The organism is Leifsonia poae, from assembly GCF_020009625.1.
In the GTDB taxonomy this organism is placed as follows: Bacteria; Actinomycetota; Actinomycetes; order Actinomycetales; family Microbacteriaceae; genus Leifsonia; species Leifsonia poae_A.
This window is the reverse complement of sequence record NZ_JAIHLP010000002.1, coordinates 1514177-1536955: the sequence shown is the minus strand read 5'-3', so window position 1 is coordinate 1536955 and position 22779 is coordinate 1514177. Positions and strand designations below refer to the sequence as shown.

Here is a 22779-nt window from a genome sequence, read left to right as displayed (position 1 = left end):
GATGCGCATCCCGGCCCTTCTTCTCGTTCGTGTGCCGCTAGTTTCGCGCGATGGCGAAGAGGCGGAGCAGCTCGAAGTAGAGCCAGATCACGGTGACCATGATGCCGAACGCGCCGGCCCAGCCCCAGACCCGCGGGGCCCGGTTCTTCACGCCCTGCTGGATGGCGTCGAAGTCGAGCACGAGGGAGTATGCGCACATGATCACGACGAGAACGCCGATGACCAGCCCGAGCGGGATGCCGAAGATCTTGACTGAACCGCTCAAGCCCCACGGGTCGCTGTTGGCGCCCGTCCAGACGAGGATCATGTTGATCACCGAGAACAGCAGGTAGCCGATCATGGCGATGAAGAAGACCTTGGTGGCCTTCGCCGAGGCGCGGATCTTGCCGCTGGCGAAGAGCGCGAGCGTGACGCCGACCACGACGACCGTTCCGATGACGGCCTGCAGGACGATGCCGCCCCACTCCGACTCGTAGAAGACGGAGATGCCGCCGATGAAGACACCCTGTGCACCGGCGTAGGCGAGGGTGAGCGCCGGCGACGGCTTCTTACGGTTCTTGAAGATGTTGACGAACGCCAGCACCAGGCCGACGATGGCGGCCGGGATCCAGAGCACCGGGACGACCCAGCCGATGAGGGCGCCGACGAGCAGGACGCCGAAGCTGATCGCCGTCTTGACGACGGTGTCCTCGACCGTCATGCGGTCGGTGTCGACCGCGTTGGCCGACGGGGATTCGTACATCTCCTGCAGGTTCTCGGCGCTCAGTGTCGCCGCCGTCGCTCCGCTCTGGAAGGCGGGCGTTCGCGAAAATGCCGGATTCGAGGTAGACATTTGGTCCTCTTGCTCACGTCGTGGGTCGGGGGATGACCGCGTTTCAGTCCAATCTATCCGGTGCGTTTCTGAGAGGTCTGACAGATTGCCTTGAATCGGCCAGGATGGCGAGGAGCCGGCCCAGCCAGGCCGCCGCCACGATCACCAGGGTGCTCACCAGGATCGACACCCAGGTCTGCCAGTAGTCGGTCACGACGCGGGCCAGGATCAGGCTGGAGACGATCGGTAACACGAGGACGACGAACGACAGCAGCGGGCGCAGCCGCACCAGGAGCCAGGCCGCCAGCGGGACGGTGAAACACCAGGCGAACCCGGAGCCGCCGAGCATGAGCCAGGTGAAACCGAGGCAGGGGACGACCACCGCCACCCGACGCCCGATCGTGGACGGCAGCACCGCCCACCCGGCCGGCTGCAGCAGGGAGCCGATCAGCAGCAGCGGCAGGCTGTAGGCGCTCGTCATCAGGATGAGCCCGGTTCCGGCCACGACCGCGGCGAGACCCCCGATCAGGCGCGGCCGGTAGCGCCCCCAGTGCAGCTCGAGTCGGGTGGCGGGCTCGCGCCAGCGGGACGGCACGGATGATTCCGGGGCGGACACGGGACGATTCTGTCACCCGGATGCGCGGGCGACCAGCCCCCGAGCGCGGGCTAGGATCGGTCCATGCGAGCGCACACGGCCCCGCTCGTGATCGGGCATCGGGGCGCATCGGGCTACCGCCCCGAGCACACGAGGGCGGCATACGAGTTGGCGTTCGCGCTCGGTGCCGATGCGGTCGAGCCCGACCTGGTGGCCACGAAAGACGGCGTTCTCGTGCTGCGGCACGAGAACGAGATCTCGGGCACGACCGACGTGGCCACGCATCCCGAGTTCGCGGACCGCCGCACCACGAAGGAGATCGACGGCGCTCGGCTCACCGGCTGGTTCACCGAGGACTTCACCTGGGCGGAGCTGGCCACTCTGCGTGCCAGGGAGAGGCTGGCGGGCGTTCGGCAGGCCAGCTCGACCTTCGACGGCCGCTACCCGATTCTGCGGATGCGCGACCTCTTCGACATCGTCGACCGTGCGTCACAAGACGTCGCTCGTTTGCTCGGAATCGTCGCCGAGCTCAAACACGCCACTTATTTCGAGTCGATCGGCCTGCCTCTGGACGAACTGTTCTCGGCGGAGCTGGCCGAGGCCGGCTGGGCCGACAACCCCGAACTCGTGGTCGAGAGCTTCGAGAAGACGGTGCTGGGGCAGCTCTACCGGCGGGGCCATCGCGGCCGGCGTGTCTACCTGCTCGAAGCGGCGGGCGCCCCGGCCGATCGGGTGGCGGCGCTCGGTTCGGCCGCCCCGGCGTACAGCGACGACCTCACTGCCATGGGCCTCTACGCGCTCGCGTCGGCCGCCCCCGCCGACCGGGTGGACGGGATCAGCGTCGAGACCTCGCTGCTGCTCCCCACCAAGCGGGTCCCGGCAGCGCCGGACGACGACGAGGCGCTGGCATTCGACCTCGTCGACTCGGCGCACTCCGCCGGGCTCGGTGTCTACTGCTGGACGCTTCGGCCCGAGAACGCGTTCCTGCCCCCGGAGTTCCGGGTCGGTGAGCTCACGAGTGCCTGGGGCGATTGGGCGGAGATGTATTCCGCTGTGCTGCGTTCGGGCGTGGACGGGGTGTTCGCCGACCACCCCGATCTCGCCGTCGCCGTGCGCGACGGGCACTGAGCCGCGGCATCCTCGTGCAGTCGGCGGTTCCGGTCGTCGGTGCTTTCGGCGTGCGCGGGGCACGTCGGTGCCCTCGGTTCGCGGGCGACCGCGGATGACGGTGGCGGCGACTAAAATCGGTGGAGACATGACGAGCCTCTCCGACCCCGGTCCTTCGCCCACCCCCGCTGTGCCCTCCGCCACCCCGATCATCCTCGACGGCTGGCCGTCGGGCGGCGACGCGGGCGCGGGCTCTGCGCGCGGTGCCGGGTCTGCACGCGGTTCGGGCGCCGAGGGCGGTGACGCCGCCAAAGAGAGGCTCTTCGCCGGGCTCAACCCCCAGCAGCGCGTGGCGGCCGAATACCGCGGCGCGGCTCTTCTCATCGTCGCCGGCGCCGGCTCGGGCAAGACGAGTGTGCTCACCCGACGCATCGCCGGGTTGATCGAGAGCCGCGAGGCGTGGCCGAGCCAAGTGCTGGCGATCACGTTCACCAACAAGGCTGCGGCCGAGATGCGCGAACGCGTCGAGGCCCTCCTCGGTGGCGCGGCCCAGGGGATGTGGATCTCGACGTTCCACTCGGCGTGCGTTCGCATCCTCCGCCGCGAGGCCGAGACGATCGGCAAGACGAACAGTTTCACCATCTACGATTCGGGCGACAGCCGCGCCCTGCTCAAGCGCATCATCAAGGGGCTCGACGCCGACACCCTCGGTTTCACTGTCGCTGGGGCCGCCAACCGCATCTCGAAGCTCAAGAACGAGTTGACCGACATCGAGACGTATGCCCGCACGGCCAACCTGAGCGACCCGCAGGAGGTTATGTTCCTCGAGATCTTCCGGCAGTACACCCGCCAGCTGCGCTCCGCCAACGCGTTCGACTTCGACGACCTCATCGCCGAGACCGTCTTCCTGTTCCGGGCGTTTCCGAAGACCGCCGCGCTTTACCAGCGTCGGTTCCGGCACATCCTGGTCGACGAGTACCAGGACACGAACCACGCGCAGTACTCCCTCATCCGCGAGCTGACCATGCCCATCGCGCCCGCCATCGCCGACGAGTTGGAGGCGCAGGGCCACCACGTCGAGTCCATGCGCGATGCGGTGGGTGTCATCCCCGGCGCCTCGCTGACCGTCGTCGGCGACTCCGACCAGTCCATCTACGCCTTCCGCGGTGCCGACATCCGCAACATCGTGGAGTTCGAGCGGGACTTCCCGGGCGCCAAGGTCGTGCTGCTGGAGCAGAACTACCGCTCGACCCAGAACATCCTGAGCGCCGCCAACTCGGTGATCGCCAACAATTTCGACCGCAAAGACAAGAAGCTGTGGACTGCGGTGGGCGACGGTGAGAAGATCGTCGGCTTCACGGGGTATTCCGGGCACGACGAGGCCCAGTTCGTCGCCGATGAGATCGAGAAGCTGCACGGTGGGGGCATGGCGTACAAAGACATCGCCGTCTTCTACCGCACCAACGCCCAGACCCGTGCGCTCGAAGAGATCTTCATCCGGTCCGCGCTGCCGTACCGCATCATGGGTGGAACGAAGTTCTACGAGCGTGCCGAGATCAAGGATGCGATGGCCTACCTGATCACGGTGGCCAACCCCGACGACATGCTCGCTCTGCGGCGCATTCTGAACACGCCGAAACGCGGTATCGGTCCGGCCACCGAGACCCAGCTCGGCAGCTATGCGGACGACAACGGGGTCACGTTCCGGCAGGCGATGCGCGACGCCGGGTCGCTCGGTCTCGGTCCCAAAGTCACGGCGGCGATCCTGCAGTTGTCCGCGCTGCTCGACGAGGCCGCCGCCATGATCGACCCGGCGAATCCGGCGGGTGTCTCCGCCGTCGCCGACATCCTCTCTTTCCTGCTCGACAGGAGCGGCTACCTCGATGTGCTGCGCAACAGCCGCGACCCGCAAGACGAGGCCCGCGCCGAGAACGTGGACGAGCTCGTGGCCGTGACCCGCGAGTTCGCGCGCAATAACCCGGACGGCGGTCTGGTTGACTTCCTCACCGAGGTCTCGCTGGTGGCGGCCGCCGATGAGATCGACGACTCCAGTGGCACGGTCTCGCTGATGACCTTGCACACGGCGAAAGGCCTCGAATATGACGCGGTCTTCCTCACCGGCATCGAGGAGGATCTTCTTCCCCACCGCATGTCTGCCAACGAGCCGGGCGGCCCGGCCGAGGAGCGCCGGTTGTTCTATGTGGGCATCACTCGGGCCAAGAAGCGGCTGTTCTTGTCGTTGGCGATGACCCGGGCCCAGTTCGGTGAGACCGCGGTCGCCATGCCCAGCCGGTATCTTCAGGAGATCCCGGCCGATCTCATCGAGTGGAAGCAGTCGCCCGGCATGGCCAATGGCCGCGGTGGAACGCAGTCGCGTGCGCTCAACGCACGCAAGCCTGGTCTGGCCGGCGGCACCGGTTCGCGGTGGAACGACAGCCTGACGTCGAGCGGGTTCTCGTCGGGTGCCGCCTCCCGCCCGAAAGCCGAGTGGCCCAACCGGGTGACGGGTCAGGTGCGCGACAACGGTGACCTCGAGCTCGTCTCGGGCGACCGCATCCGCCACACGGATTTCGGTGACGGCCGTGTGACGAATGTGACCGGTGAGGGCGCCAAACGGGTGGCTCATGTGCAGTTCGAGAAGGTGGGCGCGAAGAAGCTCCTCATCAAGATCGCTCCGATCGAAAAGCTCTGATGCCGACCGCGGGCGTATCGGCCTCGCCTGCTCCTGTCAGCATCGAGGTGGGGGCGCGCGCTGCTCTCGCCGTGGCCGTGCCGCTGCTCATCCTGCTCGCGGTTGACCGTCTCGATTTGGCAGCGTATGCCACGTTCGGCGCGTTCACCGCCCTGTACGGACGCAACGAGCCGTACCGGTTGCGCATCCGCAGTGTTTCCGTTGCCGGGGTGGCTCTTCTCGTCGCTATCGCGTTGGGCGTTCTGGTCGCCCTGGCGGGCGAGCCGCTGTGGTTGCTCATCCCGGCGCTCCTCGTCGTCGTGGCGGCCGGCATCCTGCTCGCCGCGACCTTCCAGTTGTTGCCCGCCCAACCGCTGTTCTTCGTCTTCGCGCTGCTGGTGTGCGGCGCGATCCCGACCCCCGGTTCGGAGGTGGGCCTGCGTCTCGGCCTCGCCGCGGCCGCCGCCGCCTTCTCGTGGCTGTTGACGATGTCTGGTTGGGGCGTTCGGCACCTGCGTGCTCGGGCTGATGCGCGGCGGGCCTCGCACGTGTCGCGCGAGTCGGCGCCGAGCGATTCGGCGCCGAGCGATTCGCCGAACGGCACGGTGGGGGCTCAGCTCTTCAAAGACCTCACTCGGCGCCCGGTCGTGGATCGTGGGGCTGTTCGGGATGGGCGGGTCTGGCTGGCGATCGCGCAGAACGTCGTCGGCGTCGTGATCGCCGGAGGGGTCGCTCTGCTGTTCGGCCTCGGCCATGCCTATTGGGCGGTCGTGAGTCTCGTCGCGGTGATCCCGCCCGCGCGGGCCGCGCATTCGATCTCCCGCGCGGTGCATCGGGTCGTCGGGACGGTCGCGGGGGTGGTGGCGACCGTCGTGCTGCTGTTCTGGTCTCCTTCCCCGATCGTGATCATCGTCATCATCGTCGTTTGCCAGCTGTTCGCCGAGATCCTCGTCGGCCGGCACTACGGCGCCGCTCTGGTGTTCGTCACGCCGATGGCCCTGTCGGTCTCGCATCTGGTGAGCCCGGTGCCACTCGGCGTGCTGGCTGTCGACCGGGTGTTGGAGACCGCTCTCGGTGCCGCTGTCGGCATGCTTCTCGTGCTCGGGGCGAGCTGGTTCGAGCGGGAGGGGAGGTTGCGGCGGTCGCAGGGGTGAGAGCTGAACGTGTGGCTTTCGGATCGTTCGCGTCGCCGTCAGCGGGCTCGTGTGGCCTTCTCGTCTCGGAGAGTGCGACGCAAGCGCCTCAGGTACAGCTCTTTCGGCCGGTGGCGCAGGGATGTGGGGAGCCGCGGATAGACCGCCTCGGCCACGCGCATCCATCGTTCGAAGCGGCGGGCGGTGCGGTCGTTCCAGGGGAGGCCGAAGTCGTCGCGCAACCGCTCCGGAAGGAGCCCGGCCGTCACCAGGCGGGCTTGGGGGAAGAGCCCTCGGAGCCACAGCGGCACCCCTCGGGGATAGAGGATCTGACGGGCGACCTTCCGTGTGTCGGGGGTCGGCCGCAGCGTTCGCAGCGTCTCCTGCCAGTAGTCGGCGAAGGCCGCGCGATCGGCCGGCCAGTTCTGCTGTGGAACTTGCAGCGCCGAGCCGAGTGACGTGAATTCCCGATAGATGCGGTCGGCGTCGGCGGCCGGGAGGGGGGAGAAGAACCGCTCGTACAGTGTCATCATCGTCTCGTACAGCGTCGCGGCCACCCACAGCTGAAGTTCGGGATCGTAGGCGTTGTAGGAGGGTCGCTCGCCGTCGGCCTCCGCGTGCACCGGCGCGTGGGCGCGGTTCACCGAGCGGCGCACGGCCGCGAACTCCTCGGGGGTGGCATACACCGAGGCGTAGACGAAAGTCATCGTTGCGTGCAGTCTCTCCATCAGGCGATGGGCGAAGTCGCTGTGCTCCACCACCCCGCGGCCGATCGCCGGATGCGCGATCTGCAGTAGGAGGGCTCGGCCGCCCCCGGCCAGGTAGAGCGCCTCGCCGGCGACGTCTGTGGCCGTGAGGGAGCCCGCGAGCGGAGTGTTCACGCCCACATCCTGCACGGGAAGTCTGCGAAGAGTCGGAACGGAGGGGCGTGCGCCGGAGCGCGATCATGACCGCACCCGCTTCGATGCGTGGCTCGTGCGCCGGTTGCGGACGGCGGCGAGTGCCGCGACGGCGGACCCGCCCACGACGGCGGCGACGCCCGCCCACACGCCGCCCGCGGGCGCAGATCCGGTGTCGGCCAGCTCGGTCGCCGCGGCCGTTGTCGGCGGCGCCGGCACGCGTGTGATCTCCGAAGCGACGCCGAACGACGACTTCCAGGGGCGCATCCGGGTTCCGCCCTGGTCGGCCGGCGTTCGTGCGGGATCGATGATCTCCACCCAGACGTAGTCACCGGGGACGGTGAGTGTGCACGGCGGTGTCTCATATTCGCCGGGGCCGGTGACGACGACCTCCACCGTGCAGACGACCGGTGCGTCGACTGGAACAGTCGGTGCCGGCCGGATACCGCCGGCGATCGGCCCGAGGAGCCGGCTCTCGATGACGGCAGTAACCGGCTCGAAGCCGTCGGCGGTCTCGTACACCGCCCAGGTGGGTAGGAGGTCGTCTTGGAGCTCGACATCGACAGTGAGATGGTCGGTGACGGTCGAACCGGGGGTCGCCGTGGCGGCGCTGGTCACTGTTGACACCCGCGGTTGAAACGGCAACGGTGAGGCTCCGGTGTGATCGGCGGAGGCCGTGGCCCCGGCGCTGGCAGGGATGGCGACGAGGACAGCCTGCGCATCGTTGCGGGGGACGGCGACCCGGAGCTGGCTGCCGTAGGGGAGCGAGGCGAAGGTCGCCCGCGCAGACACGGTCACCGTCGATGCGGTTCCGGTCGGGACGATCGGAAGATCGACTCCGTTCTGCACCTCGGCCGTGTCTGTTCCATCGGCGAACCTCGCACCCGTCAGCTCGACGCGGCCGCTCTGCGCGCCGGGGGTGGCCAGAGCCTCACCGGAGAGCCGACCGACGGCGAGGTCGACCCGCATCCGGCCGGCGCCCGTCTCGGACAGCTCGATCGTCGTCGTCGCGGTGACACCCCGGCTGGCTTCGCGCTCGGCCTGATCGAGCATGGCGCGGGCTCGGGCGAGTACGACGGCGGCATCCGCGCCGGCTCGTTCGGCGTACGCCTCCGGTGTCTTGCCGTTCAGCCCGGAGATCATCCAGGTGGCGATCTGCCCGGCTGCGGCCGTGGTCCGATCTGTGGTGGCCGCCCAGGAACGGGAGATGTATGCCAGTTTCGCGGCCTGATCGGGCGTGAACCAGCCGAGCGTGTCGCCGTCGACATAGTCGGAGAGGTGGCCGATGGGACTGGGGCGGCCGGCCTGGAGGCAGAAGCCGCGTGAGCCGTCGTCGAGGGAGTAGGAGCCGAGCCACCATCCGGTGTTCGAGAGGTAGCCGGCGCCGTGTCCGTTCGAGGTGAGCGCCCGCGCACCCGAGGCCGAGGCGACGACCGTGACGAAGAGGAGGAAGGCGGTGATGGCGAAGGCGGTGACGAATGTCGTGATGCGATGAGTCATGGGATCCACGCTCGCCCGGACCAGGTGGCGGTGGGATGCGCCGGATGGGAACGGTGGAGAAATGGGCATGGTTCTCGACTGTGGAGGAATTGCTCGTCCGTCCCCGGCCGTTGCGCGGGCGTTCAGCCGGACGCGCTAGAGTTCTCACTGGCGAATTTGTCTCGGCGTCGAGCTACTTTGCGTCGGAAACGCCGAAGGAAAAGCACAAGGCAGCGCCAGAAGCGCGCCCGGCACCAGCGGATTGGATAACCGTGGATCTATACGAGTATCAGGCCAGAGACCTGTTTGAGCAGTACGGGGTGCCGGTTCTTCCCGGCATCATCGCGGACACCCCCGAGGAGGTGCGCGCGGCCGCCGAGAAGCTCGGCGGTGTTGTCGTGGTGAAGGCACAGGTCAAGGTCGGTGGTCGTGGGAAGGCCGGCGGCGTCAAGGTCGCCAAGAACCCCGATGAGGCGGAAGAGGCGGCAAAGGCCATCCTCGGCCTCGACATCAAGGGCCACGTCGTGCGCCGCGTGATGGTGGCCGGTGGGGCGCGTATCGCGAAGGAGTTCTACTTCTCCGTTCTGCTCGACCGGGCCAACCGCTCCTACCTGTCGCTGACCAGCGTCGAGGGCGGTATGGAGATCGAGCAGCTCGCGGTTGAGAAGCCCGAGGCGCTCGCGCGCATCGCGGTCGACCCGATCACGGGCGTCGACGAGGCCACGGCCATCGAGATCGCGAAGGCCGCCGGGTTCCCGGAGGAGCTCGTCGCGAAGGTCGCGGCTGTGTTCGTCACGCTGTACGACGTGTACAAGGGCGAGGATGCGACGCTGGTCGAGGTCAACCCGCTCGTGCTGACCGAGGAGGGCGACATCATCGCCCTCGACGGAAAGGTGACGCTCGACGAGAACGCCGGCTTCCGCCACCCGAACCACGAGGCGCTGGAAGACAAGGCCGCCGCGGATCCGCTGGAGGCGAAGGCCAAGGCCAGCGACCTCAACTATGTGAAGCTCGACGGCGAGGTCGGCATCATCGGCAACGGCGCGGGGCTCGTGATGAGCACCCTCGACGTCGTCGCCTACGCCGGCGAGAAGCACAAGGGTGTCAAGCCGGCCAACTTCCTCGACATCGGAGGTGGCGCATCCGCCGCCGTCATGGCAGCCGGACTCGACGTCATTCTGAACGACCCGCAGGTCAAGAGCGTCTTCGTGAACGTCTTCGGCGGCATCACGGCCTGTGACGCAGTGGCGAACGGTATCGTCAAGGCGCTCGAGATCCTGGGCGACGAGGCGAACAAGCCGCTCGTGGTGCGTCTCGACGGCAACAACGTCGACGAAGGTCGCCGCATCCTCACCGAGGCCGCTCACCCGCTGGTGACGCTGGCGCTCACCATGGACGAAGGCGCCGACAAGGCCGCCGAACTGGCTGCGAAGTAAGGGCGCGAGAAGAACATGTCTATCTTCCTCAACAAGGATTCCAAGGTCATCGTGCAGGGCATCACCGGCGGTGAGGGCACCAAGCACACCGCCCTCATGCTGAAAGCCGGCACCCAGGTCGTCGGCGGTGTCAACGCGCGCAAGGCGGGCACCACCGTCACGCACGGCGAGGTCGAGCTCCCCGTGTTCGGCACGGTCGCCGAAGCCATCGAGAAGACCGGAGCGGATGTGTCGATCGCATTCGTCCCGCCGGCCTTCACGAAGGATGCGGTGATCGAGGCCATCGATGCCGAGATCCCCCTGCTCGTCATCATCACCGAGGGCGTTCCCGTGCAAGATTCCGCCGAGTTCTGGGCCTACGCCCAGGAGAAGGGCAACAAGACCCGCATCATCGGGCCGAACTGCCCTGGCATCATCACCCCCGGTGAGTCGCTCGTGGGCATCACGCCGGCGAACATCACCGGCAAGGGGCCGGTCGGTCTCGTCTCCAAGTCGGGAACGCTCACCTACCAGATGATGTACGAGTTGCGCGATCTCGGCTTCTCGACCGCCATCGGCATCGGCGGCGACCCGATCATCGGCACCACGCACATCGATGCTCTCGCCGCATTCGAAGCCGACCCCGAGACCAAGGCGATCGTGATGATCGGCGAGATCGGCGGCGACGCCGAGGAGCGTGCGGCCGACTTCATCAAGGCCAACGTCACCAAGCCGGTCGTCGGCTACGTGGCCGGGTTCACGGCTCCCGAGGGCAAGACGATGGGCCACGCCGGCGCCATCGTCTCCGGCTCCGCGGGCACCGCGCAGGCCAAGAAGGAGGCCCTCGAAGCGGCTGGCGTGAAGGTCGGCAAGACCCCGTCAGAGACCGCCACGCTGCTGCGCGAGGTTCTGGCGGCTCTCTAGTCGGCTCCTCCACAAGTGAGGGTCTCGTGGACTTTTCCACGAGGCCCTCTTTTGTGCTCGCAGCGCGCGGATGCGGCGCTAAAGTGAGCAGAAACCAGGGGATCGGGGTAGGTATGGCACGCGTGACCAACGCAGAGCTTCTCGCGAAGATCGCACAGCTCGAAAGCGAGAATGCCTCGTTGCGCGGCGCACTCGAGAACGATCCGACGCTACCTCTTCCTCCGCTCGACGGGTCGGTCGCCGCGAAGGTCCAGGCCGGCCCACACCGCCGCGGCTGGGGGTGGACTGTTCTCGCCACGGCCCTCATCGTGATCGGCGCCGTGCTGGCCCCGGTGGCGGTCGTCGCATCCTGGGCCAAGGTCGAGCTGACGAACACCGACTCGTTCGTCGCCACCTACGCGCCGCTCGCCCATGATCCCGGCGTGCAGTCGTTCGTGACCGATCAGACGCTCGACGTGATCCAGCAGAATGTCGACATCCCGGCGTTCACCTCGCAGGTCATCGACGGCATCACCTCGCTCGGCACCGGGCCGGTCGCCACGAAGGCTCTGGACGCGCTGAAAGGCCCGGCCGCGCAGGGCATCCTGTCTCTCGTCCGGTCCACCATCACCACGTTCGTCGAGTCCGATGCGTTCGCCCAGGTCTGGCAAGACGCCCTGCGCGTGAGTCACAGCCAGCTCGTCGCCACCATGCAGGGCGACCCGAAGGCGGCGGTCGCCGTCGGCTCCGACGGCTCGGTCGGGGTGCAGCTCGGGCCCATCATCGACCGGGTCAAACAGTTGTTGGTGCAGCAGGGGCTGACCTTCGCCGCGCAGATCCCCACCGTCGATCGCACGATCACGATCGCGCAGAGTTCGTCGCTCCCGACCCTCCAGCTGTTCTACGGTCTCGCGGTCGCCGCCGGCGCCTGGCTGCCGTGGATCTCGCTGCTCTTCCTTGCGGCCGGCGTGGTCGTCGCCCGCCGTCGTGCCCTCGCTCTGGTCTGGTCGGCGGTGGCTCTCGCCCTCGGCATGGTGGTGATCGTGGCCGGTCTCGCGATCGGCCGGCTCGTCTTCGTTGGTTCGGTGTCGCCGTCGCTCATCCCCGCGCCCGTGGCGCGAACGCTCTTCGCAACAGTGACCACCTCGATGAACGACACCGGTGTGTCTGTGCTGGTGCTCGCCGTGCTCGTCGCCGTTGTCGCCTGGTACTCCGGGCCGTTCGCGGTTCCCCGCAAGCTGCGCGGGTTCTTCGGGTCCGGCATCTCCTGGGTGCGCCAGGCGGCCGAACGGCACGGCATCAGCACCGGCCGCACCGGGGAGTGGATCTACGCCCAGCGTGCTCTGCTGCGCGCGGCCGTCGCCGTGATCGCATCGGCGATCGTACTGCTCGTGCGCCCCCTCACGCCCGGGCTCATCATCTGGACCTTGGTGCTCGCCGCCCTGGTGATCGCGGTGCTGGAGCTGGTGCAGCGTCCCGTGATCACGGTGCCCGAGAATGTCGACGACGAGACGCCGGTCCTCACCGTCCCCTGAGCACACGAAGTGTCGAGGCGGTCAGGCGGGCGTTGACGGGTAGGCTCCTGTCGGTCATGAATCGCACAACCGTCGCCCTTCTCGCCGCGCTGGAAGCGGTGATCGTCGTCGCCGTCGGCATCGGTCTCTGCCTGGTCCCGCTGACCGCCCTCTGGGCCGCCCAGTACCATCTCGCGGGTGACTGGTTCGCTTTCTGGCGCGCCTCCGCCGACATCTGGCTGGTCGGCCACGGAGTGAACCTCACGGTGGTCCTGGATGCGCAGCTCGGCGCGAGCCTCGGCCTCCCGGGGGCGACGGTGCCGTTCCAGATCACGATGGCCGCCCTCGGATTCGCGGCACTGACTGCCGGCTTCGGTGTGCGCACGGGGCTCCGGGCGGCGGAGACGCCCTATCGCGTGACCGGTGCCGTCAGCGCCGTGGTCACGTTCGCCGCACTCGCAACGATCGTCACGCTCACCGCCGGAAGCGCACCCGTTCGGCCCTCGGTTTGGCAGGGCATCCTGCTTCCCCCGTTCGTGTATGCGCTGGGCGTGGTGTGCGGCATCGGGTTCGCAGCGTTGCGAGCACGAGCGGGCGGCGCATCGGCAACCCCGGCGGGCGTCTCGGCCGGCGGAGTCTCGAACTCCGGAAGCTCAGCGGTGGCGGGAGCGACAGGAGCTCCGGCACCGGCCGGCTCGTCGGCGGCGAGCGGCCGGCCGGCGGGTGCCGGCTCGACCCGCGCCGGAGCGGATGCGATCGGGGCCACCGCAGACCGCGGTCGCTCCGCCGGGATGGTCACGGTCGTGGTGCGCCGCTGGCTTGAGGCGGTTCCCGACGGTGTGCTCTCCGGCGCCTCCGCCGCCCTGCGTGCGGGCACCGCAGCCGCCGCACTCGTGATCGCCGGTGCCGCGATCATCCTCGCGGTGCTGATCATCGGCAACTTCGGTTCGATCATCGGCCTCTATGAGCAATTGCAGACCGGGGCACTGGGCGGCGCCGCGCTCACCATCGGCCAGCTCGCCGTGCTGCCCAACCTCGTGATCTGGTTGGCGTCATGGCTGGTCGGCCCCGGTTTCGCGATCGGCACCGGCTCTTCGGTGAGCCCGATCGGCACCGACCTCGGGCCGATCCCCGGTCTTCCCCTCTTCGGGGTGATCCCGCCCGGCGGCTTCGCGTTCGGCCTCGTCGGCGTGCTGGTCCCGCTGATCGCGGGCTTCCTCGCCGCGGTGCTGCTGCGTTCCCGGATCGTCGAGGCGCGCGCCGCGCACGGCCTCGGGTGGCTCGTCTTCACCGCGCTCGGCATCGGTGTCGTCGCGGGCAGCGAGCTCGGGCTGCTCGCCTGGTGGTCGTCGGGTGCGCTCGGCCCGGGCCGCCTGCACACCGTCGGCCCCGATCCCTGGCTGGTCGGCTCGATCGCCGCAGCCGAGGTCGCCGTGGCCGCGCTCATCGCCCTCGCGACCCGCGCGCTCACACGCTCCCGCCCGCGCCGCTGAAGCGCGCCGCTGGCCCGCGATCGAGAACGGTGTGGTCGGGCGGAATGGGTAGGCTGGGGGCGTGCTCTCGATTGTCGTGCTGATCTCCGGTGGCGGGTCGAACCTGCGTGCCCTGCTCGAAGCGTCTGAAGACGCCGAGTTCCCGGCCCGGGTGGTGGCGGTGGGCGCCGATCGCGATGCAGACGGTCTCGCGCACGCCGAAGCATTCGGCATCCCCTCGTTCACCGTGCCGTTCTCGTCGTTCGACGACCGCGAGGCGTGGGGCGATGCGTTGCTCGAGCAGATCGAGCAGTGGCAGCCCGATCTCGTCATCCTCTCGGGGTTCATGCGGTTGGTTCCGCCGCGCATCGTCGCCGCGTTCACGCCGAACCTGATCAACACGCATCCCGCCTATCTGCCCGAGTTCCCCGGGGCGCATGGCGTGCGGGATGCGCTCGCCGCCGGTGCCGCGCAGACCGGCGCGAGCCTCATCGTGGTCGACGACGGCGTCGACGCCGGCCCGATCATCAGTCAGGAGCGCGTGCCCGTGCTGCCCGGAGACACCGAGGCGGCGCTGCACGAGCGCATCAAACCTGTGGAGCGGCGGCTGCTCATCGACGCCGTCCTCGACATCGCCAACGGACACATCGACCTCAAGGAGCTCGCCAGAGTATGAGTGGACCCCGCCACGACGCCAGCCTCTACCGTGAACGGGACATCGTCCCGATCCGCCGTGCACTGATCTCGGTCAGCGACAAGACCGGCCTGCTCGACTTGGCGCAGGCGCTCGTCGACGCCGGGGTGGAGATCGTCTCCACCGGAACCACCGCCGCGACGATCCGCGGCGCCGGCCACGCGGTCACCGATGTGGCGAGCGTCACCGGGTTCCCCGAGTCGCTCGACGGGCGCGTGAAGACGCTGCACCCGGCCATCCACTCCGGACTGCTCGCCGATCTGCGACTGGAGTCGCACGAGGCCCAGCTGAAAGATCTCGAGATCAAGCCGTTCGAGCTCGTCGTCGTGAACCTGTACCCGTTCATCGAGACCGTCGCCGGCGGCGCCGTCGGCAACGATGTGGTGGAGCAGATCGACATCGGCGGCCCGGCGATGGTTCGCGCGTCGGCGAAGAACCATGCCAACGTCGCCATCGTGGTCTCGCCGTCGAACTATGGCCGCATCGTCGAGGCGATCGCCGCCGGCGGAACCTCGTTCGAGCAGCGGCGCACCCTGGCCGCCGAGGCGTTCGCCCACACGGCGGCGTACGACGGCGCCGTCGCCGCGTGGTTCGCCGGCGATGCGCCTTCCGCCGCCGAGTTCCCGGCGCAGTTCGCCGTGCAGGCCGAGCTCAAGCAGACGCTGCGCTACGGGGAGAACTCGCACCAGGCGGCCGCGCTCTACGTCGACCCGGCCGGTCACGGCATCGCCCAGGCCACGCAGCTCGGCGGCAAAGAGATGTCGTACAACAACTTCGTCGATGCGGATGCGGCCCTCCGCAGCGCCTACGACTTCGATTCGCCCGCCGTCGCGATCGTCAAGCACGCGAACCCGTGCGGCATCGCGGTCGACGATGACATCGCCGTCGCCCATCAGAGGGCCCATGCCTGCGACCCCGTCTCCGCCTACGGCGGCGTGATCGCGGCGAACGGCACCGTCACCCTCGCGATGGCCGAGACGGTGAAGGGCATCTTCACGGAGGTGCTCATCGCCCCGGCGTTCGAGCCGGAAGCGCTGGAACTGCTGCAGACGAAGAAGAATCTGCGCATTTTGCAGCTTCCCGCGGGTTACGCCCGCACGCCGTCCGAGTTCAAGCAGATCTCCGGTGGTGTCCTGGTGCAAGACGCCGATCGCTTCACCGAGTTCAGTTCCGAGGGGTGGACCCTCGTCTCGGGCGAGGAGGCCGATGCGGCGACTCGCGCCGACCTCGAGTTCGCGTGGAAGGCCTGCCGCGCCGTGAAGTCGAACGCCATCCTCCTCGCGAACGACGGGGCATCCGTCGGAGTCGGCATGGGCCAGGTGAACCGGGTGGACTCCTGCAACCTCGCGGTGACGCGCGCGGGCGAGCGCGCGGTCGGTTCGGTCGCGGCGTCGGATGCGTTCTTCCCGTTCGCGGACGGCCCCGAGATCCTCATCGCGGCGGGTGTACGGGCCATCGTGCAGCCCGGTGGTTCCATCCGCGATGAAGATGTGATCGCCGCGGCCAAGGCGGCCGGCGTGACCATGTACTTCACCGGGGAGCGCCACTTCTTCCACTGATCCCGCGTCGGGTTCGGGGATGCGCAGCGATGCGCGGCGTGGCAAAATGGTCGGCGGCCCAGAAGGCCGCAACCACCGTCACGATCCCACGAGGAGACACCGATGTCTGTCCTGCCCATCGACCTGGTCGAAACGACCGGAGTGAACCTGCCGCACGCAACGCTGCACGTCGTCAAGGGGAGGCGGAGCGGTCTCACTATCAGCGTCGCGGTGCATTCCACCGTGCTCGGCCCCGCGCTCGGCGGCTGCCGGGTGTGGAATTACGACAGCTGGGCTGAAGCGGTCAACGATTCGTTGCGCCTCGCCGAGGGGATGACCCTCAAGAATGCCGCCGCGGGGCTGAACCGTGGCGGAGGCAAGACCGTGGTCTACGTGCCGAAGGGCGTCGTTCTCACCGCTCAGGAGCGTCACGACGCGATGCTCGACCTGGGTGACGCCGTCGAGAGCCTGGGCGGCGCGTACATGACCGCCGAGGACGTGGGGACGTCCGCGGAAGACATGGCCGTCGTGGCGACCCGCACCGCGCACGTCTGCGGGCTGCCGTCGTCGCAGGGCGGCGTCGGCGAGCCGAGCGACGCGACGGCCGCGGGAGTCTATGCCGGCCTGCTCTCCACCCTCGAGAAGGCGGTGGGGACGCGTTCGGTCGCCGGTCGCCGGGTCACGGTGCTCGGCCTGGGTCACGTGGGCTCGATCATCGCGATGCGACTCGCCGGCGAAGGCGCCGAGCTGACGGTGACGGATGTGAACCCGGCGAAGCGGGCGCTGGCCGACGCCCTCGGTGCGACCTGGGTCGACCCGCAGCTCGCACACACAGTGGAGGGCGATCTGTTCGTGCCGGCCGGTGTGGGCGGTGTGCTCACCGACCGGGTGATCGACGAACTGCGGGTGAAGGCCGTCGTCGGACCGGCGAACAACCAGCTCGCCCACCGGTCGGGGGCGCAGCGACTGGCCGATCGCGGAATCCTGTGGGCCCCGGACTTCGTCGTGAACGCGGGCGGGGTGATCTTCCTGTCGATGATGAGCGATGTGCTGCCGTCGGCGGAGGCGACACAGCAGCGGGTCGAGGCGATCGGCGACACCGTGACCGAGATCTTCACCGTCGCCGAGGGTCGGAGGATCACGACGCTGGAGGCGGCCGAGGAGATCGCCCTGGCGCGGCTGCGCGAACCAGCGAACGCATAGAAACGCTCCGCTAGGGTTGGTTCCCATGACCATCTCGTGGGGCCGCCGGCTCATCGCATCCTTCGTCGTCGCCTTCGTGGTGGCGATCATCGCGCACGCCGCGATGATCGTCACCTACTTCATCGGCTCGCTGGGAACGTCGACGGCCCCGTCAGGGACTCTCATCGTCGCGGTCAGCAACTACTACTCGCTGACGAGCGTGTTCGCTTTCGCCGTGCTGTTCATCGCGGCCATCATCGGTGCGTTCGACCGCTGGTGGACGGCACTCATCGCGGGCGTCGTGGCCGCCGTGCTGGCCCCGGTGGTCGGCACGCTGGTGACCGCCACTTCCGGCGGTTCGCCGTTCAGCGGTGGACTGATCGGCGCCGTGTTCGGCACGCTGCTCGGCGGCAACCTGCTCTACGCCGTGGTGGTCGCCACGCTCACGGCCACGTTCGGCCGCTGGCTCTTCCGCATCGTCGAGTCCATGCGCAGCCGGTTCGAGCCCGACCGCAAGATCGCCCTGGTGCGCATCCCGGCGACGAACCTCGCCGAGGGCGTCGTCACCCACATCGAGCGCGAGGCCATCGACGCCGAGCTGGCCGACAAGCAGTGGGATGCGTATGTCGCAGCACTCTCGGAGGCCGGTTGGCAGACCGTCGAGGTCACCAGCGCCGATCGCCTGGCCGACTCGGTGTTCGTGGAGGACACCGCCATCGTCTTCGGTGACACGGCCGTGATCGCGCTGTCCGGCGCTGAGGAGCGTCGGCCGGAGGCGCCGGGGACCGAGGCGGCACTGCGTGCCCAGGGTCTGCGCTTGGAGCGCATCGAGGCGCCGGGAACGCTCGACGGCGGCGACGTCCTGAAGGTCGGCGAGACCGTATACGTCGGCCGCGGCGGCCGCACCAACGCCGAGGGGATCCGTCAGCTGCGCGCGCTCGTCGCCCCGCTCGGTTACACCGTCGTCGCCGTCCCCGTGACCAAGGCGCTGCACCTGAAGACCGCTGTGACCGCCCTGCCCGACGGCACGGTCATCGGCTATGAGCCCCTCGTCGACTCCGTGTCGGTGTTCGAACGCTTCCTGCCGGTTCCGGAGGCCCACGGCACTGCGGTCGTCGTGCTCTCGGACGACACCGTGCTGATGTCGTCGTCCGCGCCGAAGTCGGTCGCGCTCGTCGAAGACCTCGGCTACCGGGTCGTGCAGGTCGACATCTCGGAGTTCGAGAAGCTCGAGGGCTGCGTGACCTGCCTGTCGATCCGCATCCGCTGAGAACTTTCTTCGCATCACCCTTGCGCCGGCCCGAGACACAGTCATAGGCTGTAGGGCTGCCGTGCGTCAGAAATCTGTCGGCGCGGCTCTACTGAACGCACTTGGGCTGAGGAGGACGCCATGACAACGACAGGTATCGCACGAACAGTGACCGTGTTCGAACCCGTCGCCGCCGCCGTTGGCGCTGCGTCCCCGGATCTCGCCCCGGCCTGGTAGGTCCCAGGCTGTAAAGCGATTCCGGCCGAACGTCGCCGGCGAACACGCGGCCCACCGGGTCGGCTGTTCACACCTCCCGAAAAGGCGGGAATCCGGCGACCTCTCGGCGCGTCTCGGACGACGCCATCGGCGACCCTCGGCTTTCCGCACCGCCGAACGCCGCCGAGCGAAGAAGAACTCACTCTCGACAAAAGAAATCGGATCAACAATGTCTGTCGCTGAACATCAGCATCCACCTCAAAGAGAAACGAAGGAGAGGGCGGGAACCGTGCGCACCCTGATGCGCATCCTGCCGTTCGCCAAGTCGGCTGCGCCCCGCATCCTGCTCGGCATGGTCGCAGCGTTGCTGGCGAGCCTGGTCGCGCTGAGCATCCCGCAGGTGCTCGGCTGGCTCGTCGACGGCCCGCTCCACTCGGGCGACTCGAACCAGGTCTGGCCGGCGGCGCTGCTCGTCGTCGGGCTGGGCGCGGCCGAAGCGGTCTTCATCTCGCTACGGCGGTGGTTCGTGCTCACGCCTGGAACCCACGTCGAAGCGAGGATGCGGAACGGGCTCTACGCCAAGCTGCAAGACCTCCCCGTGGCGTTCCACGACCGCTGGCCGAGTGGCCAGCTGCTGTCGCGCGCCGTGAGCGACCTCAACCTCATCCGCCGCTGGATCTCGTTCGGCGTCGTGCTGCTCGTGGTGAACGTGGTCACGATCGTCGTCGGCTTCGCCATCCTGATCAGCTGGAACTGGCTGCTCGGCCTGATCTTCCTGGTGTGCTCCATCCCGATCTGGATCTACGGGTTCATTTTCGAGGGCAAGTACTCGGTGATCGCCCGCCGCAGCCAGGATCAGGCCGGCGACCTGGCGACGGCCGTCGAGGAGTCGGTGCACGGCATCCGGGTGCTCAAGGCGTTCGGTCGCGGCAAATACGCGCTCAAGAACTTCGCCTCGCAGGCGGAGGAGCTGCGCGGCACCGAGATCGAGAAGGCCAAGGCGATCGCCGGTATCTGGCTCTGGCTGCTGCTGGTGCCGGACGTGGCGTTCGGCATCTGCCTGGTGGTCGGTGTCTGGTTGTCGTCGCAGGGTCACCTCAGCGTCGGCGATCTCGTCGCGTTCTTCGCCACGGCTACCGTGCTGCGGTTCCCGGTCGAGTCGATCGGCTTCCTGCTGTCGATGACGTTCGACACGCGCACCGCGGCCGACCGGTTCTTCGACGTGATGGACGAGGTCAACACCATCAAAGACCCGGAGAATCCGAAGCACATCGTCGACCCGCGTGGAGAGCTGGTGTTCGACGCCGTGCATTTCCGCTACCAGGACTCGCCCGAGCGCTACCCCGACCTGCTCGACGGCGTCGATCTGCGGGTGGAGCCGGGCGAGACGATGGCCCTCGTGGGCCTGACCGGATGCGGGAAGTCGACGCTCACGGCCCTCACCACGAGGCTGTACGACGTCACCGGCGGATCCATCCGGATCGACGGCGTGGATGTGCGCGACCTCACTCGCTACGACCTGCGCAAGAACCTGGCGATGGCGTTCGAAGACGCCACGCTGTTCTCGGCATCGGTGCGGGAGAACGTGCTGCTCGGCCGCGACGATATCGACGTGCACTCGACGGAGGCGGAACGCGTGCTCACCGAGGCGCTGGAGATCGCCCAGGCCGGCTTCGTCTACGACCTGCCGGAGGGCGTCGAGACGAAGGTCGGCGAGGAGGGTCTCAGCCTCTCGGGCGGGCAGCGTCAGCGGCTCGCGCTCGCGCGGGCCGTCGCCGCGAATCCGACGGTCCTCGTGCTCGACGACCCACTCTCCGCGCTCGACGTCGACACCGAGGCGCTCGTCGAGGCGGCACTGCGCCGGGTGCTCGCCTCCACCACCGCGCTGGTCGTCGCGCACCGTCCCTCGACGGTGATGCTCGCCGACCGGGTCGCGTTGTTGGAGGCGGGCCGCATCACCGCGGTCGGCACCCACCACGACCTGCTCGCCTCGAGCGAGCACTACCGTTTCGTCATCTCGAGTCTCGAGGACGAAGAGAACGAAGAGATCCTTCAGGAGGTGAACCTATGAGCACCGCAACCGTGACCGGAGTCGAGGGCGAAGAGCGCAACGACTTCACCAAGGTGGAGAGCAAGCAGATCCGCCAGCGTTCGCTGCGTCTGCTCGGCTCGCTGTTGCGCCCGCTGAGGACGCGGCTTCTGCTGACGGCGATCGTCGTCGTCGTCAGCACGGCCGGACAGGTGGCCGGACCGGCCATCATCGCGTTCGGCATCGACAACGGGCTTCCCGCCCTGTTGAAACAGGACTGGTTCCCGCTGGCCGCGGCCGGCATCGCCTACCTGTTCACCGGAATCATCGGCGCCGTGCTGATCGCTTGGTACACGGTGCTCAGCGCGCGGATCAGCCAGGCCATCCTGTTCGACCTGCGCAAGCGGGTGTTCCTGCACACCCAGAAGCTCTCGCTCGAGTTCCACGAGTCGTACACGTCCGGCCGCATCATCTCGCGGCAGACGAGCGACCTCGATTCGATCCGCGAGCTTCTGGACTCGGGCATCAACCAGCTCGTGCAGGGCTTCTTGTACATGCTGTTCATCGCGATCATGCTGTTCACGATGGACTGGCAGAGCGGTGTCGTGCTGTTCTGTTCGCTGGTGCCGCTGTACATCCTCACGCGCTGGTTCCAGAAGCGGTCGCAGGCGCTGTTCCGCATCTCGCGGGTGGCGTCGGCGAAGCTGATCGTGCAGTTCGTGGAGACGATGACGGGTATCCGCGCCGTGAAGGCGTTCCGCAAGGAGAAGCGCAACGAGAAGGAGTTCGGCGACCTCGTCGAGGACTACCGCGACGTGAACGCGCGGGTCATCCAGCTGTTCGGGATCTTCGACCCGGGGCTCGTGATGATCGGCAACGTCACGGTGGGTGTCGTGCTCCTGATCGGTGGTTTCCGGGTGGCCGACGGGCAGCTCGCCATCGGCGTGCTGCTGGCGGTGCTCCTCTACACGCGTCGGTTCTTCGACCCGATGGAGGAGATGGCGATGTTCTACAACTCCTACCAATCGGCCGCGGCAGCGCTCGAGAAGATCTCGGGTGTGCTGGAGGAGGAGCCGACGGTTCCCGACCCGGTGAAGCCGAAGGACCTGTGGGAGTCGACCGGCCACGTGCGGTTCGACGGGGTGACGTTCGCCTACAAGAAAGACCGCGTCATCCTGCCCAACTTCACCCTGGACATCCCTTCGGGGCAGACCATCGCTCTCGTCGGATCCACCGGTGCCGGGAAGTCGACCCTCGCCAAGCTGATCTCCCGGTTCTATGACCCGACCGCCGGCGTGGTGCAGCTTGATGACGTGGATCTTCGAGATCTGCACCCGAAGGACCTCCGCCGCGCGATCGTCATGGTGACGCAGGAGGCCTACCTGTTCAGCGGATCGGTCTCTGACAACATCGCATTGGGCAAACCGGATGCGACACGCGAAGAGATCGTCCGGGCCGCCGAGGCGGTGGGAGCCGACGAGTTCATCCGGGGTCTGCCGAACGGCTACGACACCGACGTGAACAAACGTGGTGGCCGGGTCTCCGCGGGGCAGCGTCAGCTGATCTCGTTCGCCCGGGCGTTCCTGGCGAACCCGGCGGTGCTCATCCTGGATGAGGCGACGAGCTCGCTCGACATCCCGAGTGAGCGCCTGGTGCAGGAGGCGCTGCAAACGCTGCTCGCCGACCGCACCGCGGTGATCATCGCGCACCGGTTGTCGACGGTGGCGATCGCCGACCGCGTTCTGGTCATGGAGCACGGCAAGATCGTCGAGGACGGCACCCCGGCCGACCTCATCTCCGGCACCGGCCGGTTCGCGCAATTGCACGCGGCCTGGCGGGATTCGCTGGTCTGATCCCTCGACTCGCGCGAGA

General features: G+C 68.2%; 17 protein-coding genes. 13 read left to right on the top strand and 4 right to left on the bottom strand.

Annotated features, from left to right (window positions below; genetic code table 11):
• Nucleotides 1–37: 37 nt before the first annotated feature.
• Entirely contained in the window at nucleotides 38–832 is a 795-nt protein-coding gene (locus K5L49_RS07925; RefSeq protein ID WP_223691749.1) for a Bax inhibitor-1/YccA family protein, read from the bottom strand.
• Between the two features lie 43 nt (nucleotides 833–875).
• A complete protein-coding gene (locus K5L49_RS07920; protein ID WP_223691747.1) occupies nucleotides 876–1427 on the bottom strand; it encodes a hypothetical protein in 552 nt (183 codons plus the stop codon).
• A gap of 63 nt (nucleotides 1428–1490) precedes the next feature.
• On the opposite strand from K5L49_RS07920, the gene K5L49_RS07915 reads away from it, so the two are divergent.
• The 3 genes from K5L49_RS07915 to K5L49_RS07905 all read left to right on the top strand — a co-directional run bounded on the left by K5L49_RS07915 (nucleotide 1491) and on the right by K5L49_RS07905 (nucleotide 6338).
• Nucleotides 1491–2534 carry a glycerophosphodiester phosphodiesterase family protein gene (locus K5L49_RS07915; RefSeq protein ID WP_223691746.1) on the top strand — a complete coding sequence of 348 codons (1044 nt, stop codon included), beginning with the start codon at nucleotides 1491–1493 and terminating at the stop codon, nucleotides 2532–2534.
• Between the two features lie 127 nt (nucleotides 2535–2661).
• Entirely contained in the window at nucleotides 2662–5205 is a 2544-nt protein-coding gene (locus tag K5L49_RS07910; RefSeq protein WP_223691745.1) for an ATP-dependent helicase, read from the top strand.
• Nucleotides 5205–6338 carry an FUSC family protein gene (locus tag K5L49_RS07905; protein WP_223691744.1) on the top strand — a complete coding sequence of 378 codons (1134 nt, stop codon included), beginning with the start codon at nucleotides 5205–5207 and terminating at the stop codon, nucleotides 6336–6338. The genes K5L49_RS07910 and K5L49_RS07905 overlap by 1 nt, the downstream gene beginning before the upstream one ends.
• Nucleotides 6339–6376: 38 nt before the next feature.
• On the opposite strand, the gene K5L49_RS07900 is transcribed toward K5L49_RS07905, so the two are convergent.
• Nucleotides 6377–7198: an oxygenase MpaB family protein gene (locus K5L49_RS07900; RefSeq protein ID WP_223691743.1), complete on the bottom strand. Its 822-nt coding sequence runs from the start codon at nucleotides 7196–7198 to the stop codon at nucleotides 6377–6379.
• A gap of 63 nt (nucleotides 7199–7261) precedes the next feature.
• On the bottom strand, nucleotides 7262–8716 hold the full coding sequence (locus tag K5L49_RS07895) for a hypothetical protein (RefSeq protein ID WP_223691742.1): 1455 nt from the start codon (nucleotides 8714–8716) through the stop codon (nucleotides 7262–7264).
• Nucleotides 8717–8967: 251 nt separating this feature from the next.
• Here K5L49_RS07895 and sucC point away from each other — a divergent pair, with 251 nt between their 5' ends.
• From sucC to K5L49_RS07845, 10 genes are all read left to right on the top strand, one after another.
• Nucleotides 8968–10131, top strand: coding sequence for an ADP-forming succinate--CoA ligase subunit beta (gene sucC / locus K5L49_RS07890; protein WP_223691741.1), 1164 nt, complete (start codon nucleotides 8968–8970; stop codon nucleotides 10129–10131).
• Between the two features lie 15 nt (nucleotides 10132–10146).
• A complete protein-coding gene (gene sucD / locus K5L49_RS07885; RefSeq protein ID WP_223691739.1) occupies nucleotides 10147–11034 on the top strand; it encodes a succinate--CoA ligase subunit alpha in 888 nt (295 codons plus the stop codon).
• A 113-nt stretch (nucleotides 11035–11147) separates the two neighbouring features.
• Nucleotides 11148–12548, top strand: a complete 1401-nt coding sequence (locus K5L49_RS07880) for a hypothetical protein (RefSeq protein WP_223691737.1) — start codon at nucleotides 11148–11150, stop codon at nucleotides 12546–12548.
• 56 nt (nucleotides 12549–12604) lie between these two features.
• Entirely contained in the window at nucleotides 12605–14020 is a 1416-nt protein-coding gene (locus tag K5L49_RS07875) for a cell division protein PerM (protein ID WP_223691735.1), read from the top strand.
• A gap of 61 nt (nucleotides 14021–14081) precedes the next feature.
• Nucleotides 14082–14675 carry a phosphoribosylglycinamide formyltransferase gene (gene purN, locus K5L49_RS07870; RefSeq protein WP_223691734.1) on the top strand — a complete coding sequence of 198 codons (594 nt, stop codon included), beginning with the start codon at nucleotides 14082–14084 and terminating at the stop codon, nucleotides 14673–14675.
• On the top strand, nucleotides 14672–16252 hold the full coding sequence (gene purH, locus K5L49_RS07865) for a bifunctional phosphoribosylaminoimidazolecarboxamide formyltransferase/IMP cyclohydrolase (RefSeq protein WP_223691733.1): 1581 nt from the start codon (nucleotides 14672–14674) through the stop codon (nucleotides 16250–16252). Before purN ends, purH begins: the two co-directional genes overlap by 4 nt.
• 102 nt (nucleotides 16253–16354) lie before the next feature.
• Nucleotides 16355–17434 (top strand): Glu/Leu/Phe/Val dehydrogenase family protein, encoded by a 1080-nt coding sequence (locus K5L49_RS07860; protein ID WP_223691732.1) that lies wholly within the window; start codon nucleotides 16355–16357, stop codon nucleotides 17432–17434.
• Nucleotides 17435–17459: 25 nt separating this feature from the next.
• Nucleotides 17460–18683 (top strand): dimethylargininase, encoded by a 1224-nt coding sequence (ddaH, locus tag K5L49_RS20410; protein WP_308116528.1) that lies wholly within the window; start codon nucleotides 17460–17462, stop codon nucleotides 18681–18683.
• A gap of 424 nt (nucleotides 18684–19107) precedes the next feature.
• Nucleotides 19108–20949, top strand: coding sequence for an ABC transporter ATP-binding protein (locus tag K5L49_RS07850; protein ID WP_374107679.1), 1842 nt, complete (start codon nucleotides 19108–19110; stop codon nucleotides 20947–20949).
• Complete coding sequence (locus K5L49_RS07845; RefSeq protein WP_223691731.1) at nucleotides 20946–22760, top strand: ABC transporter ATP-binding protein; 1815 nt, start codon at nucleotides 20946–20948, stop codon at nucleotides 22758–22760. Before K5L49_RS07850 ends, K5L49_RS07845 begins: the two co-directional genes overlap by 4 nt.
• Nucleotides 22761–22779: the final 19 nt, after the last annotated feature.

What these genes read in the sequence shown, in the direction of transcription:
- K5L49_RS07925 (WP_223691749.1), bottom strand. Translation starts at nt 832, where the DNA reads ATGTCTACCTCGAATCCGGCATTTTCGCGAACGCCCGCCTTCCAGAGC.
- K5L49_RS07915 (WP_223691746.1), top strand. Translation starts at nt 1,491, where the DNA reads ATGCGAGCGCACACGGCCCCGCTCGTGATCGGGCATCGGGGCGCATCG.
- K5L49_RS07910 (WP_223691745.1), top strand. Translation starts at nt 2,662, where the DNA reads ATGACGAGCCTCTCCGACCCCGGTCCTTCGCCCACCCCCGCTGTGCCC.
- K5L49_RS07905 (WP_223691744.1), top strand. Translation starts at nt 5,205, where the DNA reads ATGCCGACCGCGGGCGTATCGGCCTCGCCTGCTCCTGTCAGCATCGAG.
- K5L49_RS07895 (WP_223691742.1), bottom strand. Translation starts at nt 8,716, where the DNA reads ATGACTCATCGCATCACGACATTCGTCACCGCCTTCGCCATCACCGCC.
- sucD (WP_223691739.1), top strand. Translation starts at nt 10,147, where the DNA reads ATGTCTATCTTCCTCAACAAGGATTCCAAGGTCATCGTGCAGGGCATC.
- K5L49_RS07880 (WP_223691737.1), top strand. Translation starts at nt 11,148, where the DNA reads ATGGCACGCGTGACCAACGCAGAGCTTCTCGCGAAGATCGCACAGCTC.
- K5L49_RS07875 (WP_223691735.1), top strand. Translation starts at nt 12,605, where the DNA reads ATGAATCGCACAACCGTCGCCCTTCTCGCCGCGCTGGAAGCGGTGATC.
- purH (WP_223691733.1), top strand. Translation starts at nt 14,672, where the DNA reads ATGAGTGGACCCCGCCACGACGCCAGCCTCTACCGTGAACGGGACATC.
- K5L49_RS07860 (WP_223691732.1), top strand. Translation starts at nt 16,355, where the DNA reads ATGTCTGTCCTGCCCATCGACCTGGTCGAAACGACCGGAGTGAACCTG.
- ddaH (WP_308116528.1), top strand. Translation starts at nt 17,460, where the DNA reads ATGACCATCTCGTGGGGCCGCCGGCTCATCGCATCCTTCGTCGTCGCC.
- K5L49_RS07850 (WP_374107679.1), top strand. Translation starts at nt 19,108, where the DNA reads ATGTCTGTCGCTGAACATCAGCATCCACCTCAAAGAGAAACGAAGGAG.
- K5L49_RS07845 (WP_223691731.1), top strand. Translation starts at nt 20,946, where the DNA reads ATGAGCACCGCAACCGTGACCGGAGTCGAGGGCGAAGAGCGCAACGAC.